The sequence below is a fragment of the Streptomyces sp. NBC_00620 genome, assembly GCF_026341825.1.
GTDB lineage: Bacteria > Actinomycetota > Actinomycetes > Streptomycetales > Streptomycetaceae > Streptomyces.
The window spans coordinates 4,044,199-4,058,824 of sequence record NZ_JAPENY010000001.1 but is presented as its reverse complement, the minus strand read 5'-3'; the positions used below and the strand labels follow the sequence as shown (position 1 = coordinate 4,058,824).

Sequence of the window (14,626 nt, the reverse complement as noted above, 5' to 3'; positions counted from 1 at the left end):
GCGAAGCGCAACCGGCGGGTTGCACCTAGGGCCCCGTTGTGCAACTCTGGGGTTGCAAGTCAATGGCGGCGATGAACGGAGTCAGCTCATGAGCTCGGACCGGATCGAACGCGAAACCCTTATCTCGGCACCCCTGGAGCGGGTCTGGTCGCTGGTGGCTCAACCCGGGTTCTGGGTGGCCGACAAGGCGAGTCTGCCCGGCACCGTGGCCAAGGAGGGCGAGTCGATGGTGGCGAAGAACGCAGAGCACGGCGACTTCCCGGTGCGCGTGGAGAAGGTCGAGCCGCCGACGTACCTGGCGTACCGCTGGACCAGCGCGTTCCCCGGAGAAGAGCTGCGCGAGGACAACAGCACCCTCGTGGAGTTCACATTGACCCAGGAGGGCGACCAGACGCGGCTGCGCGTCGTCGAGAGCGGGTTCGCGGCGCTGGCCGGGTCCGAGGAACTCCGCAGTCAGAATCTCAAGGACCACAGCGAAGGCTGGCCCCTGGAGCTCGAGGCGCTCAAGACGCGCGCGGAACAGCCGTCCACGTGACCGCAGAACGTACCGGCGCCGCCGAGGCCGTCGACAGCGTCCTCGGCGCACTGGCCGACCCGACGCGACGCCGGCTGCTCGACCTGCTCGCCGCACAGGGCGAGGCCACCGCGACGACACTCGCCGAACGGCTTCCCGTCTCCCGGCAGGCGGTGGTCAAGCACCTCGCCGTCCTGGACTCCGCCGGACTGGTCTCCGGCAGCAGGGTCGGACGCGAGGTCCGGTACGCGGTCCGGCCCGCGGCGCTCGACACGACGGCACGGTGGATGGCCTCACTCGCCGCCGACTGGGACCGGCGACTGGCGAACATCAAACGCGTCGCCGAGGCGGCGGAGCGGGATTCGGGGTCGACACAGCCCGACTGAAAGGGCGGTTGAAACGGCCCGACTGAAAGGGCAGTCGACACAGCCCGACCGAAAGGACACAACTCATGGACTCGTCAGCACTTCGCAGCGCCTACGACAGCCTGCTCGACGCGGCGGCCCTCCCCGACCTCGGCGACGCGGACGACGGAGGATGGAACGCCGACCAGATCCTGGCCCATCTCCTCAGCGTCGACGCCGCGACCGCAGCGGTTGCCCTCGGCGTCGTCGCCGGCTCGCGACCCACCTTCGACAACCGGGTCTCCCTCGACACCTGGAACCTTGACAGGATCATCGCCGAGCACGCGGACAGGGCAGCCCTGATGGGTCACGTCCGAAGCCAGGCCGCCGTCCTGTGCGACATCGCCGATCAGCTCAACGACGAAGCCGCCTCGGTCCTGGTGCCCTCGCTCCTCCTGTCCAACGACACCCTCGTCGTGGACCAGCCGGTTCCGCTCGCGGGCCTCATCAACGGCCTCGCCGAGAACCACGTACCGGGGCACACCCAACAGCTCCTCGATCTGCGCGTCACGACCCCTGGACACGTCTGAAAGGCGTCGGACCCATCGGATACCGATGCATTGACCCTTGGCAGGTGGCGCGCTTTCATCGCGTGAATCCTTGTGAGTCCTCTGCGCAGGGCCGGGGGCACGGGATACGGGGGGCGGCTGTGGCCGTCCCCTGCCGAAGGGGGAGCCACCTGATGAGACCTTCCTTACGCATCACCCTGACCGCCGTTCTGGCGGTCGCCGTCTCCTGTCTCGCCTCGCCCGCGGGGGCGGCGAGCGACGACCTGGTCCCGAGCACCGAACGGATCAGCGTGGCCCCCGACGGCACCGGCGGAAACAGTCACTCGGTGGATCCGGTGGTCAGCGCGGACGGACGCGTCGTGGCCTTCGCGTCGGCGGCGACCAACCTGGTGACCGGTACGGACGTGCGGAACAACGTCTTCTACCGGACGGCCCCGGGCGCACCGCTGCAGCGTGTGGTGGTGCCCGGCGAGACGACGTCGACGCCCCAACTGTCCGAGTCGGGGCGCTACCTGACCTTCACCTCGTACTCGGCCACGACCGCGACCTCCTCCGTGCACGTCATGGACCTGCACACCGGGCTGATAGAACGCCTGGCGCCCGCGATGGACGAGGGCTACCAAGTGTCGTACGGCATCGCCCCGATCAGCGCGAATGGACGGTACGTCGCCTTCGTCGCCCGCCCCACCGTCGACGAACACGGCGCGTTCGCCTGCCGGGTCATGCTCCTTGACCGCCGGACGCAGCAGGTGCAGCGGGTCAGCCGGCCCTCGGACGGCTCCAAGAACTTCCACCAGTGCCAGCAGATCTCGATGAGCGCCAACGGCCGCAAAGTCGCCTATCTGGAGGGCTACTCCGGGCCGGCCGCCGACGACCAGGGCGACATCCTGGTGTACGACCGGGTGACCGGGCGGACCGTGCAGGCGGATGCCACCCATGACGGTGCGCCGGCCGACATGTCGGCGATCGCTCCGGTGCTGAGCGCCGACGGCTCCAAGGTCGGCTTCAACTCGCAGGCCACCAACCTGGTTCCGGACGCCGACCCGAACAACGGCTGGAACGCCTTCGTACGTGATCTGTGCACGGGCACGCTCCAGCGGTACGACGGTCGGTCCCCCACCGATCTCACCCTGGTCTCGGACCTGTCGGTGAACGGCTCGAAGCTGCTCCTAAACACGGCGGACGTGGACCGCAGGTCGCTGGGGCTGATCCTGCGCGATCTGCCCACCGGCCACGAGGAGTTGCTGTCGCCGGGGCAGGACGGCAGTCCCCTCACCGTGGGGCGAGCGGCGCTGAGCGCGGACGAGTCGACGGTGGTCTTCGACTCCTACTACCCAGGCCTGGTCCCCGATGACACGAACCTGATCGGGGATGTGTTCGTCCGCACCTTGGGCTGAGCCAAGAGACCACTGCACGACGAAGGGCAAGGAGAGTTCGTACTCCTTGCCCTTCTCAACGTATAGCGCACCGGGGGGCTTGCGGCAAGGCCCGGGTGGTGCCGCAGAATGGTCGGCCAAGGCCAGGACCTGCGGAAATGGCAGATTTGCGGAGGGCGTGCCTCCGGATTTGCGCGGGGCGGCCGGGCCGAAAACCAGTCTCATTGAACGGGTGTATCGATGATTGACGTGATCGTGGTCGGCGGCGGACCGACCGGCTTGATGCTGGCCGCCGAGTTGCGGCTGCACGACGTGCAGGTGGTCGTGCTGGAGAAGTTGACCGAGCCGACCACGCAGTCCCGCGGGCAGGGCCTGCACGCGCGCAGCGTCGAGATGATGGACCAGCGCGGCCTGCTCGACCGATTCCTCGCGGTCAGTGAGAAGTTCCAGGTCGGCGGTCTCTTCAGCGGCATCGCGAAGCCGTGGCCGGACCGGTTGGACACGGCTCACCCGTACGGCGTCGCCACCCCGCAGCCGCTCACCGAACGGCTGCTCAACGAGCGTGCCCTCGAACTCGGTACGGAGATCAGGCGCGGCTGCGAAGTGGTCGGGCTGAGCCAGTCCGAGGACGACGGGGACGAAGACGGGGCCGGGGTGACCGTCGAGCTGGCGGACGGTACGCGGTTGCGCTCGCGCTACCTCGTCGGGGCCGACGGCGGCCGCAGTGCGGTGCGCAAGCTGCTCGGCGTCGGTTTCCCCGGCGAGCCCGCCAAGGTCGAGACGCTGCTCGGGGAAATGGAGGTGACCGAGGATCCGGCGACGATCGCCGCCGCCGTCGAGGAGGTCCACAAGACCCAACTGCGGTTCGGCGTCGCCCCACCCGATGAGAACGGGGTGTGCCGCGTCGTCGTGCCCGCCGACGGGGTGACCGAGGACCGTGCGACCGAGCCGACCCTCGACGACTTCAAGAAGCAGCTGCGGGCGTTCGCCGGCACCGACTTCGGCGTCCACTCGCCGCGCTGGCTGTCCCGGTTCGGCGACGCCACCCGGCAGGCCGAGCGCTACCGGGTCGGCCGGGTGCTGCTGGCCGGCGACGCGGCGCACATCCACCCGCCGACCGGCGGACAGGGGCTCAACCTCGGTGTGCAGGACGCGTTCAACCTCGGCTGGAAGCTGGCCGCCGCGGTCAACGGCTGGGCCCCGGAAGGGCTGTTGGACAGCTACCACACCGAACGGCACCCGGTGGGCGCCCGCGTGCTGGACAACACCCGCGCGCAGATCACGCTCCTTGGGGCCGACGCGGGTGCGACCGCGCTGCGGGAGCTGTTCTCGAAGCTGATGGACTTCGAGGAGGTGAACCGGTACGTGACCGGGATGATCACCGCGGTCGAGATCCGCTACGACTTCGGCGAGGGCCACGAACTGCTCGGCCGGCGGATGCGGGACGTGAAGCTGAAGCAGGGCCGCCTCTACGAGCTGACGCACGGCGGCCGCGGACTGCTGCTCGACCAGACCGGCCGGCTTTCGGTGGCGGGTTGGGCGGACCGGGTCGACCATGTCGTCGACGTCAGCGAGGAACTGGACGCACCCGCGGTGCTGTTGCGGCCGGACGGCCATGTGGCGTGGGTCGGTGACGACCAGCGGGATCTGCTCGGCCACCTGCCCAAGTGGTTCGGCGCGGCGGCCGGTTGAGCCTGCGGTCGCGTTTCGGTCGGCTCGAGCTGCGGGGCGGGTGCGCAGGGGTCCTGCCCCGCAGGGTCGAGTGGCTCGGGCCTACCAGGCGAGTTCGAGGGAGCCGCCCACCGGCAGGGCGTGCCAGCGGTCCGCGTGCTCGTCGAGGCGGGGCACGATGCGGTCGACGACCGGGGGGAGCTCGTCGGCGCGTACATACGCGGGGAGGGTCTTCGCATGGCCGCGGCGTACCTCCCAGACCGGTACGGCGATGCCCGCCAGCTCCTCCGAGCGCGCCATGTCCGCCCGCGCCTGCGGGGACGGCTGAACCGGCTTCGACTTGCGGCGGCGTGCCGCCTTGTTCCGCTCGGCGGGATCCGCGGGCCAGAACAGGCCGTTGTCACCAGCGGCGAGTCGCCCGTACACCCCGAGCCTGATCCCTGCCTCCGCCTCGACCAGGAAGTGAACCAGGTCGTGCGGCAGGTAGGGATGTCCGCCGGGACCGTTGCGCGGGGCCAGCGCCGCGCCGGTCTCGCGGTGCACCGAGATGTCGTAACTCGTACCGGGGCCCTTGGTGAAGACGACGCGCATGGCCGACACGCTAGGCGCCGGCCCCGCACCCCCGCACCCCGTTTTCCACCGGCCGCAGCCCCCACGGTAGCCGGGCGGCGGCCCGCCGTTCGCGAGGGCTCGGCCACACCCGTTCGCGTGAAGTCCCGGAAGGAACTCGCATCCCAAAATCGAACAGGCGTACCATTGCCGTGTGGCTGCGACCTATGACTTTCCGAGTGACCTCCTGGCCGGTCAGGAGGAGCTGCATCAGGTCCGGGCCGAGCTACTGGCCCTGCTGAAGCGTCTCCCCTGGTCGGTCGAACCCCTGGACGGCTTCAGCGACACCAACGGCTGGCGCAAGGTGGAACGGCCCGCCTCCCCCGGCTGGACGGCGGACGAACAGGCCGAGGTGGAGAAGCTCCGACAGCGCGAGCGCGAACTCGCCGTGTTCGTGAGCTGCCACCGCTTCTGGTCGGAGGTCATCCCCGCGGAAACGGTCGACGCCCGCGCGAGCCTGAAGCACGCCCACGAGGACCCGGCGTGAACGCGAAGGCTCAGTCCGACTTCGGAGGATTCGCAGGATTGCGAGGTGTACGCAGAGTCCGCCGGAGCGTCTCGAAGGCCGTGGGTCGCGGGCGGTCCGCCAGGAAGTCCCGTACGCGAAGAGCGCATTCCAGCGGGCTCTGAAGACTGGTGTCGACGTCGAGGTCATGCAGTTCGTGGGAGTGGACCGCGTCGTACTGCATGGCGGCCAGCCCTCGCTGCCGGTCCCCGCGCTCGGCCTCACGCCGCTCCAGCTCGGGCAGCGGACAGCGCACCCCGACCAGAACGGTGTCCTCGGGCACGAGCAGGTCGAGAAGATCGAGCAGCCGCCAACGACGACTCAGCGGATGGTCGACGACGACGTTGTTGCCACCGGCCGCCATACCCGCGACGGCCCGGTGGAAGCCCTTGACCGTGCGATCGATCTCCGCCTGAAGATCGCCGTCAGCCAACTCGCCCCCGCCGCGCATGGAATGGAAGACGTCCACCGGCATGTGGAACCACGTTCCGTCGAGGACGCCAAGCAGTTCCCGGGCGATGCTGCTCTTCCCGGAGCTGGACGTGCCGTTGAGCAGGATGACCGTGCCCCCGGTCTTCGTTTCGGGGATACGCACGTGATCCGGGACCGCAGTGCCCGGAGCCGCCTCGGTCGCCATCGTGTCGCCCTTCTGCTTTCAATGGGCCGGTCTCAATGGGCCGGTTTCAACGGGCCGGTCTCAACGGGCCGGTCTCAACGGGCCGGTTTCAGTGGGCCGGTCTCAACGGGCCGGTTTCAGTGGGCCGGTTTCAGTGGGCCGGTTTCAGTGGGCCGGTTTCAGTGGGCCGGTTTCAATGGGCCGGTTTCAATGGGACCGGCCCACCGGATAGGACGCCTGGAAGGCCAGCCGCTGGTCCGCTCCGTCACCGAGCACCCCGAGCACATCGTCGAACGCCACGAACTCCTCCCGCCTCGTCCGGCCACTCGCCTCGGCCAGCCGGGCGACCACGAGATCCTCCAGCTCCTGGACGCGCTTGTTCTTCCAGATCTTGTCGGCCACGCTCACCAGCAGATCCTCGATCCCGATGTCCGGCCCGGTCCAGGCCGCGTGGGTCCCCGCGAACCGGGCCAGCTCGGCGCTGACGCCCTGGGCCAGCAGCAGTTCACGTCCGGCCTCCTCGTGCGCGGAGCCGGGCCTTGACAGTTCACCGACGTGCGCCGTCTTCCCTATGTCATGCGTGGCGGCACCGAAGAGCACGGCATCGCGGTCGAAGCGCAGTGCCGGCTGCCGCTCCTCCAACCAGTCGACAAGCCGGTGCGCGACATCATGAACGGCCCGCAGATGAGCCGCGAGACGCGGAGGAGCGTCGAGCTTCCTCAGAAGCTCCGCCACTCGGTCCGGCAGCGGGCGCAAGGGCGGGTTTCCCGTGTCGTGCAGAGCCCGCAACAGCAAATCGGGAGGCGTCACCGCGCCAGGATAGAAGCCGGGGAAAAGCTCAAGGCCCAGGTCTCCGGGTGAATACCCGCTGACCTGGGCCTCTCTCATGCCCCGAACCTGGTGGGCGCGGACGGTTTCGAACCGCCGACATCCGCCTTGTAAGGGCGGCGCTCTACCACTGAGCTACGCGCCCAGGACGAGTCGACAGCCTACATTGCCCGAGGGTGTGCCTCGCAAACCCGTATCCGGGGACCGGGAACAGAGAACCAAGGTCGGGGCCGGGTCGGGGGTTTTCCCTACCTCGTATCCGGGAGTGACCCGGATCCCCCCGCAGCCCCCGGCTCCGTACGGTCGAAGAGCGTCGGAAGAGCAGGTGCCCAAGAGGCCCGGCGCATGTCGCCGTACTTCGCAGGGGGAGATCTTCATGGCTCGCACCGTACGTACCCGCACTCGCTCGACACGTACCCGCGCGGTGGCCGTCACCGGTGCCGTCGCCGTCGTGGCGCTGCTCGCCGCCGGGTGCGGTGCCAGTGCCGGGGACGACAAGGACCCCGAGCACCGGTCATTCGAACTGCAGGGCCGCACGCTCACCGTCGACTCGGACGACTCCGCGCTCGAACTCGTGGTGGCGGACTCGGACGAGGCCGACAAGGTCGAGGTCACGCGCTGGTTCCAGGGCAGCGTCGCCGTCGGCGGGGACCCCAAGGTGACCTGGAAGATGGACGACGACCGGCTGGTGCTGCGGATGAAGTGCTCGGGCGTGATCGCCGACTGCTCGGCCAAGCACCGGATCGTGGTGCCGCGCGGCGTCGCCGTCACCGTGAAGGACGGGGACGGCAGCGTGCGCGCGCAGGGGTTCAAGGACGCGCTGAGTATTCGTACGGCGGACGGTTCGGTCCGGGTGACGGACTCCTCCGGGCCGCTGAACCTGCGTACGTCCGACGGTTCGGTCCGGGTGACCGGCTCCTCCGGGCCGCTGAACCTGCGTACCTCCGACGGCTCGATCCACGCGGACGGCGTCGACTCGCGGCGCGTGCAGGCACGTACCAACGACGGCTCCGTACGGCTCGAACTCGACGCCGTGCCGGACCTGGTGGAGACCCGCACCGGGGACGGCTCCGTCACGATCGCGCTGCCCCAGGAGACGTACCGGGTGACGACGGAGACCGGTGACGGCTCGGTGGATGTGTCGGTGCCCCGGGCCGACGCCAGTTCTCATGTGGTGTCCGCCCACACCGGCGATGGGAAGATCACGGTGCGAACCGCGAACTAACCAGCCCGTGTGTTCGTCCTTAACGGGTGGGAGAATGACACCGGGCAGGGCGGATCACAGCACGGGAGAGGGATGTGACGGCGACACCTTCACAGCCGTACACGCCGTTTGTGCCATGCGCACGGGCAGAAGGTGGTCGCCCTCCGAGGTCCCGGAAGGGCCGCGCCGCCGGGATCCCGTACGCCGCTCGTGACGCGCTGACCCTCATGGCCCTGCCGCTGCTCGTCGCTCTCACGCTGCCCGCGGCCTTCGCGGGCGGCGGCACGCGGCGCTGGTTCGGCGGGCGCTCCGAGAGTCAGCGGGCAGAGGCGCAGGCCGCGAAGGACTCCGCCGCGGCCGCCTTCTACGAGCTGGACACCGCCCAGCGCGATCTGCGGATCTCGATAGAGACCATCACGGCCGTCGACGCCTCCCCCGCGGCCCGCCGCGCCGTCTCCGACTTCGAGGCGCTGGGACGGCGTATCGACGAGGCCAGCCAGAAGTACATCACCGCCGTCGACGCCCACGACCTCGACCGTGACGACCTGGAGGCGTCGGTCGCCGCCCAGGCCCGGACCGAGCTCACCAGCGCCAAGGACGAACTGGGCCGGGTCAAGCAGCAGCTGGACCGCTTCGAACAGGGCCTCGAATCGCTGCTCGGCAAGGCGGAGACGCAGCTCGCCCGGCTCGCCCCGTCCGTCGAGCGCGCCCGCCAGGCGCTGCTGGCCGCGTCGAACGCGCTGGACGGCGTACGGGGATCGGGGCTCAAGGCCGACGATCTCGCCGCCCGGCTCGCCGCTCTCGGGCCCGAGCTGACCAAGCTCAATCAGGGGGCCGGGCAGCACGGCGTACCGGAGACGCTGGAGCGCGCCGAGCGGGTCTCGAAGGAGGCCGAGGGGGTACGGGCGGAAGCCGAGCGGCTGCCCGAGCGGGCGGCCGAGATCGACCACCGGCTGGTTTCGCTGCGCACCCGCGCCCAGGCGCTGACCACGCGCGCCGGGCAGGTGGAGCCGGTGCTGAGCGAGCTGCGGCGCCGGTTCACGGCGCCTTGCTGGCAGGACCTCCAGCATGTTCCGGAGCAGGCCGCGGAGAGCGTACGGCAGGCCGAGCTGAAGCTGAAGGAAGCGAAGGCCGCGCGCGACGAGCAGCGCTGGCCGGACGCGACCTCCCTCCTTTCGACGGTTCGGGCGCTGCTCAACAACACCGACGAGGCGGTCTCCGCGGCGGGCGACCGGCTGCGTCGGCTGAACGCCGTGTCGAAGGACCCGCGGCAGGAGATCGACCGCACCCGCTTCGCCATCCGGGACGCCCAGCGCCTGGCCATGTCGGGCCGCAACACCCCCGACCCGCGCCACGCCCGCCCGCTCGACGAATCGGTGGCCCGCCTGGAGCGCGCCATCACCACGCTGGAGGGCCGCCACCCCGACTACTGGCACTTCCTCACCGAGACCGAGGCGGTACGGCAGACGGTGGGCCAGGTGGTCTCGCAGATCCGGGAGGAGCGGGGCGGCGGGGCCTGAGAACGCCACCTGCGGCACAGGGGTTGGCGATCCGGCTACCCCGGGCGGATGCTGAAGGTACGTACGGCCTCCGCTAAAAGCGTGAGCGTGAGGAGGCGGACATGGCCACACACGTACTTCGCCCGGGAACCAGGCGGCGGCGCATCAACTTCGACGAGCATCTGCCCGTCGATCACCGTCTCAGCACCTTCTACCGGATCGGCGCGGGCCTGATGGGCCTCGTGCTGCTCGCATTCGGCATCCTGGGCCTCATCGACAGGGTCGGCTTCTTCGACACCCGCGGTGACCAGGTCGCGGGGCTGAGCACCAACGGCGCGCTCAGTGTGCTGTCGATCTGCGTCGGGCTGCTCCTCTTCGTGGGGATGGTGATCGGCGGGAACTTCGCCTCCACCCTCAACATGATCCTCGGCGTCGTCTTCATCCTCAGCGGCTTCGTGAACCTGGCGCTGCTCGACACCGGCTACAACTTCCTCGCCTTCCGCATCCAGAACGTGCTGTTCAGCTTTGTGGTGGGCGTCCTGCTGATGTTCTTCGGGATGTACGGGAGGGTCGGCTCGGCCCTGCCCCACGACAACCCGTACTGGAAGTCCCGCCATCCCGAACAGCAGGAACACGAGCAGCGGCTGCGGGCCAAGGCCCACGCGCTCGCCCTCCAGAAGGCGAACCGAGGCGAGCTGCGCAAGTGACCCTCGTCGGCGGCACGAGGCGCCCGCTAACCTGTGCCCCATGCCTCGCTATGAGTACCGCTGCCGGACCTGCGGCGACACGTTCGAAATGAGCCGCCCGATGGCGGAGTCCTCCGCCCCGGCGGCCTGCCCGGCCGGCCACGACGACACGGTGAAGCTCCTGTCGACGGTCGCGGTGGGCGGCTCGGCCTCGGCGCCGACACCGGCCCCGGGCGGCGGTGGGGGTGGCGGCGGCTGCTGCGGTGGGGGCTGCTGCGGCTGACCTTCCGGGCGGGTCACCCGTATACCCGTCCGTCCGTACGGGAGACCAGACGTCTATACGTCGGACACCAGACGCCGTACGGCTTCGACGACCGCTCCGCGATGCGAGCGCAGTACGGCCTCGTCCAGGCCCCCGGGCGCCATGGCGCTGGTCGGTGTCCACGCGCCGGCCAGGGCCAGTACGAACGTGAGGAGATCCTCGGCGCCGAACGCCCCGGGGACGCTGCCGTCGGCCTGCGCCTGGGCGATCGCCGCCGTCTTCTGTTCCATCGACGCGGCCAGGCGTACGGGCCCGGGGCCGCCACCGGTTCGCTCCAGACGGTTCCAGGTGGCCAGCCGCAGCTGGTGCGGGTTGGCGATGAGGTAGTCGAACAGCTTGCCCGCGTAGTCCGGGAGATCGCCGGGCGTGAAGGGGACGTCGTCCAGGACCCGCGTCACGTGCAGGTCCATGACGATGTCGAAGAGCTGGTCCTTGTTTCCGAAGTACGTATAGATCTGGGCCTTGTTGACCTTGGCCGCGGCACCGATGCGGTCGATACGGGCACCGGCGATGCCGTAGGCGGCGAATTCGTCCGTGGCCGCCTGCAGAAGTCGGGCCTTGGCGGCCTCTGAATCGCGGGTCCGTGGGGCGCGGGGTGTCTCGGGCATGCCCCCAGAGTAAAGCAAATAAACGTTCAGTTGCTCCCGCCTTCGATCGGGGCTACTGTCTAAATGAACGTTTAGTTATTAGGACGGGATGGACAAGATGATCGTCTACGACAAGCTCTACATCGGCGGCCGCTGGACCGACCCCACCGATCCCCAGCTCCTCGACATCCGCTCCCCCCACGACCGCTCCCTGCTCGGCCGCGCCGCCCAGGCCACCACCGCCGACGTCGACAAGGCGGTGGCCGCCGCCCGGGAGGCCTTCGACCACGGCCCCTGGTCCCGCACCACCCCCGAGGAACGGCAGGCCTTCGTCGTACGCCTCAACGAACTGCGGGCCGGCCGGGCCAAGGAGATCTCCGCCCGCATCAGCGCCGAGACGGGCGCCGCGCTCTGGTTCGCCGAGTGGGGTCAGCCCGCCCTCGACAAGCAGGCCGACGCCTATCTGCGCGCCGCGCGCTCCTTCGGCTGGGAGGAGCCCCTCGACCCCACCGGCGCGTCCGGGAGCCTGGTGCGCCGGGAACCGATCGGTGTCGTCGCCGCGGTCATCCCGTGGAACTCCCCGTACATGGCCGCGCTGGTGAAGATGATCCCGGCGCTGCTGGCCGGCAACACCGTGGTCCTCAAGGCATCCCCGGAGAACTCGCTCAGCATCATGCTGCTCGCCGAGATCTTCGACGAACTCGGCCTGCCGGAAGGGGTCGTCAGCATCCTGCCCGCCGACCGCGCCACCAGCGAGCACCTGGTCTCGCACCCCGACGTCGACAAGATCGCCTTCACCGGTTCCACCGCCGCGGGCCGCCGGATCGCCTCCATCGCCGGTGAACAGCTCAAGCGGGTCTCCCTGGAGCTGGGCGGCAAGTCCGCCTCGATCATCTGCGAGGACGCGGATCTCACCGCGATGGCGGACGGCCTGAAGTTCGCCTCCTTCGCGAACAACTCGCAGAACTGCCAGGCCCACACCCGCATCCTCGCCCCCCGCAGCCGCTACGACGAGGTCGTCGGCGTGCTGAAGGACCTCGTGGAGTCGCTCACCGTGGGCGACCCCACCGACCCGGACACCTTCATCGGCCCGATGACCAGCGAGGTCCAGCAGCAGCGGGTGCTGGACTACATCCGGATCGGCATCGACGAGGGTGCCCGCGTCGTCACCGGCGGCCCCGGGTCGCCCGAAGGCCTGGAGGGCGGCAACTACGTACGCCCCACGCTCTTCGCCGACGTCGACAACGGCATGCGCATCGCGCGGGAGGAGATCTTCGGGCCCGTGATCGTGGTGATCCCGTACGAGGACGAGGAGGACGCCGTACGGATCGCCAACGACTCCGCGTACGGCCTGGGCGGCGGCGTTTGGAGCACCGATCCCGAACGCGCACTGGCTCTCGCCCGCCGTGTCCGCACCGGCTTCTTCATGGTCAACGCCGCTCCCGTCGGCTTCGACGGACCCTTCGGCGGCTACAAGGCGAGCGGCATCGGCCGCGAGATGGGCGCCTTCGGCCTGGCCGAGTTCGTCGAGCTCAAGACCATCAACGTCTGACCGCCCCGGACCGTCAACGTCCGCCCCCCACAGGAAAGTTGAGAGACTCATGTCCAAGACCTGGCTCATCACCGGCAGTTCCCGCGGCCTGGGCCGCGCGCTCGCCGAGGCCGTCCTCGCCGCCGGCCATCAACTCGTCGCCACCGCCCGCAGGCCCGAGCAACTCGACGACCTCGTCCGGCGGTTCGGCGATCGGGTCCGTGCCGTCGCTCTGGACGTCACCGACCCCGCGGCCGCCCGCGCCGCCGTCCAGCAGGCGGTCGACTCCTTCGGCCGGCTCGACGTCCTCGTCAACAACGCCGGTTACGCGGACGTCGCCTCCATCGAGGACGTCACCGAGGACGCCTTCCGCGCCCAGATCGACACCAATCTGCACGGCGTCGTCAACGTGACCAAGGCGGCGCTGCCCGTGCTGCGGGAACAGGGCAGCGGGCACATCGTCCAGGTCTCCTCCGTGGGCGGCCGCGTCGGCACCCCCGGCCTGAGCGCGTACCAGGCCGCCAAGTGGGCCGTCGGGGGCTTCTCCGAGGTCCTGGCCCAGGAAGTCGCCCCCTTCGGCATCAAGGTCACGGTCATCGAGCCGGGCGGACTGCGCACCGACTGGGCCGGATCCTCGATGAGTACGCCGCCGGTCAGCGACCCGTACAAGCCCGTCATCGAACCCGTCGTCGGATTCCTCGGCCAGGCCGACGGCACCCAGCCCGGCGATCCCGCCCTGGCCGCCCTGGCCATCCTCCACGTCACGGAGGCAGCCGACCCGCCGGTGCGCCTGCTGCTCGGCAGCGACGCCGTCGCCGTGGCCGGCGCCATGGCTCAGAACCTGGCCGCCTCGGACGCCAAGTGGCGCAAGGTCAGCGAATCGATCGACTTCGACGCGCCCCGCTAGGAGGCACCCGCTAGGAGCCCTGCCGGACCCCGTCCAGGAACTCCCGCAGGATCCGCTCCCCCGCGGCGACCCCCCGCTCGGGCAGCGCCGTGACCGTGGGCGCCGTCCAACCCGCCTCCGCCAGCTCCCCGTGCCCCGGGCGCCAGCCCCGGTCGGCCGCGAGGAGCAGGTCGGCGTCGAGCAGGGAGTCGCCGGCCGCGAGAGTGAGGGTCGCACCGGTGCGTCGCGCGACCTCGTGCATGGCCGCGCTCTTGGTGAGGGGCTTCGGCACGGCGTAGATCTTGCGGCCCTGGAGGGACACGGTCCAGCCGCGGTTCTCGGCCCAGACGGCGAGTTCCTTGACCCAGTCCTCGGGGAGCAGTTCGCGCTCCACGACGAGGTAGGCGAAGAGGTCCTCGGCGACCCGGTGCTTGCGGACCCAGGCCGGATCGGCGGTGGCCTCCATGTGCTCGCGCACCTCGGTGAGGGAGGCGCACTCGCTCGCCAGCCGTGCGGTCACCTTCGTGTGCCAGTCGGCGTCGGACACCCCGTCGACGAGCAGGTGTCCGCCGTTGGCGCAGATCGCGTACTTCGGGGCGGGGCCCGGCAGGCTGATGCGCTGGTACTGCTTGCGGGTGCGGGTCGTGGTGGGCACGAAGTCCGCCATGCCGCCGAGTTCGGTCAGGAGAGCGGCCGCGGTCTCCGTCAGGTACGACAGCGGCTTGCTCTCGTGCACCTCGACGCAGAGCAGCCGGGGCGCCACCGGGTCCGGCATGGTCAGCGCGAGGGCGGCGCTGGAGTAGATGAGCGTGCGGTCGAGGTCGCTGGCGACGAGCACCTTGGGCGAGGCCGACGCGGAGGTCTCAGACATCCCGGACA

At 70.0% G+C, this 14,626-nt stretch carries 17 protein-coding genes and 1 tRNA gene; 12 read left to right on the top strand and 6 right to left on the bottom strand.

What is annotated here, in order from left to right; all coding sequences use genetic code 11:
- The first annotated feature begins 88 nt into the window (after positions 1 to 88).
- The 5 genes from OG246_RS18575 (at position 89) to rox (ending at position 4,495) form a co-directional block, all read left to right on the top strand.
- On the top strand, positions 89 to 535 hold the full coding sequence (locus OG246_RS18575; RefSeq protein WP_266463364.1) for an SRPBCC domain-containing protein: 447 nt from the start codon (positions 89 to 91) through the stop codon (positions 533 to 535).
- Entirely contained in the window at positions 532 to 900 is a 369-nt protein-coding gene (locus OG246_RS18570) for a helix-turn-helix transcriptional regulator (RefSeq protein WP_266463361.1), read from the top strand. Before OG246_RS18575 ends, OG246_RS18570 begins: the two co-directional genes overlap by 4 nt.
- Positions 901 to 965: 65 nt before the next feature.
- Entirely contained in the window at positions 966 to 1,448 is a 483-nt protein-coding gene (locus tag OG246_RS18565; protein WP_266463358.1) for a hypothetical protein, read from the top strand.
- Positions 1,449 to 1,600: 152 nt separating this feature from the next.
- Entirely contained in the window at positions 1,601 to 2,824 is a 1,224-nt protein-coding gene (locus OG246_RS18560) for a hypothetical protein (RefSeq protein WP_266463354.1), read from the top strand.
- 219 nt (positions 2,825 to 3,043) lie between these two features.
- Complete coding sequence (gene rox / locus OG246_RS18555; protein ID WP_266463351.1) at positions 3,044 to 4,495, top strand: rifampin monooxygenase; 1,452 nt, start codon at positions 3,044 to 3,046, stop codon at positions 4,493 to 4,495.
- 81 nt (positions 4,496 to 4,576) lie between these two features.
- On the opposite strand, the gene OG246_RS18550 is transcribed toward rox, so the two are convergent.
- Positions 4,577 to 5,065, bottom strand: coding sequence for a hypothetical protein (locus OG246_RS18550; RefSeq protein ID WP_266463348.1), 489 nt, complete (start codon positions 5,063 to 5,065; stop codon positions 4,577 to 4,579).
- A 172-nt stretch (positions 5,066 to 5,237) separates the two neighbouring features.
- Here OG246_RS18550 and OG246_RS18545 point away from each other — a divergent pair, with 172 nt between their 5' ends.
- Positions 5,238 to 5,570 (top strand): hypothetical protein, encoded by a 333-nt coding sequence (locus OG246_RS18545; protein ID WP_266463345.1) that lies wholly within the window; start codon positions 5,238 to 5,240, stop codon positions 5,568 to 5,570.
- Positions 5,571 to 5,580: 10 nt separating this feature from the next.
- Here OG246_RS18545 and OG246_RS18540 read toward each other — a convergent pair whose 3' ends face one another.
- The 3 genes from OG246_RS18540 to OG246_RS18530 form a co-directional block, all read right to left on the bottom strand.
- Positions 5,581 to 6,225: an AAA family ATPase gene (locus OG246_RS18540; protein WP_266463342.1), complete on the bottom strand. Its 645-nt coding sequence runs from the start codon at positions 6,223 to 6,225 to the stop codon at positions 5,581 to 5,583.
- A gap of 186 nt (positions 6,226 to 6,411) precedes the next feature.
- Positions 6,412 to 7,014, bottom strand: a complete 603-nt coding sequence (locus tag OG246_RS18535) for an HD domain-containing protein (protein WP_266463338.1) — start codon at positions 7,012 to 7,014, stop codon at positions 6,412 to 6,414.
- 88 nt (positions 7,015 to 7,102) lie between these two features.
- A tRNA-Val gene (locus tag OG246_RS18530) sits at positions 7,103 to 7,177 on the bottom strand.
- Between the two features lie 231 nt (positions 7,178 to 7,408).
- On the opposite strand from OG246_RS18530, the gene OG246_RS18525 reads away from it, so the two are divergent.
- The 4 genes from OG246_RS18525 to OG246_RS18510 all read left to right on the top strand — a co-directional run bounded on the left by OG246_RS18525 (position 7,409) and on the right by OG246_RS18510 (position 10,704).
- On the top strand, positions 7,409 to 8,257 hold the full coding sequence (locus tag OG246_RS18525; protein ID WP_266463335.1) for a DUF4097 family beta strand repeat-containing protein: 849 nt from the start codon (positions 7,409 to 7,411) through the stop codon (positions 8,255 to 8,257).
- A gap of 74 nt (positions 8,258 to 8,331) precedes the next feature.
- Complete coding sequence (locus tag OG246_RS18520) at positions 8,332 to 9,756, top strand: hypothetical protein (RefSeq protein ID WP_266463332.1); 1,425 nt, start codon at positions 8,332 to 8,334, stop codon at positions 9,754 to 9,756.
- Between the two features lie 101 nt (positions 9,757 to 9,857).
- Positions 9,858 to 10,442, top strand: coding sequence for a DUF4383 domain-containing protein (locus OG246_RS18515; RefSeq protein WP_266463328.1), 585 nt, complete (start codon positions 9,858 to 9,860; stop codon positions 10,440 to 10,442).
- Between the two features lie 40 nt (positions 10,443 to 10,482).
- Positions 10,483 to 10,704 carry a zinc ribbon domain-containing protein gene (locus OG246_RS18510; RefSeq protein WP_266463325.1) on the top strand — a complete coding sequence of 74 codons (222 nt, stop codon included), beginning with the start codon at positions 10,483 to 10,485 and terminating at the stop codon, positions 10,702 to 10,704.
- A 53-nt stretch (positions 10,705 to 10,757) separates the two neighbouring features.
- Here OG246_RS18510 and OG246_RS18505 read toward each other — a convergent pair whose 3' ends face one another.
- Positions 10,758 to 11,351 (bottom strand): TetR family transcriptional regulator, encoded by a 594-nt coding sequence (locus OG246_RS18505; RefSeq protein WP_266463322.1) that lies wholly within the window; start codon positions 11,349 to 11,351, stop codon positions 10,758 to 10,760.
- Positions 11,352 to 11,448: 97 nt separating this feature from the next.
- On the opposite strand from OG246_RS18505, the gene OG246_RS18500 reads away from it, so the two are divergent.
- Together OG246_RS18500 and OG246_RS18495 are read left to right on the top strand one after the other, a co-directional pair.
- Entirely contained in the window at positions 11,449 to 12,882 is a 1,434-nt protein-coding gene (locus OG246_RS18500; RefSeq protein ID WP_266464340.1) for an aldehyde dehydrogenase, read from the top strand.
- A 49-nt stretch (positions 12,883 to 12,931) separates the two neighbouring features.
- Complete coding sequence (locus tag OG246_RS18495) at positions 12,932 to 13,768, top strand: oxidoreductase (protein WP_266463319.1); 837 nt, start codon at positions 12,932 to 12,934, stop codon at positions 13,766 to 13,768.
- A gap of 10 nt (positions 13,769 to 13,778) precedes the next feature.
- Here OG246_RS18495 and OG246_RS18490 read toward each other — a convergent pair whose 3' ends face one another.
- A complete protein-coding gene (locus OG246_RS18490; protein ID WP_266463315.1) occupies positions 13,779 to 14,618 on the bottom strand; it encodes an HAD family hydrolase in 840 nt (279 codons plus the stop codon).
- Between the last annotated feature and the right edge of the window lie 8 nt (positions 14,619 to 14,626).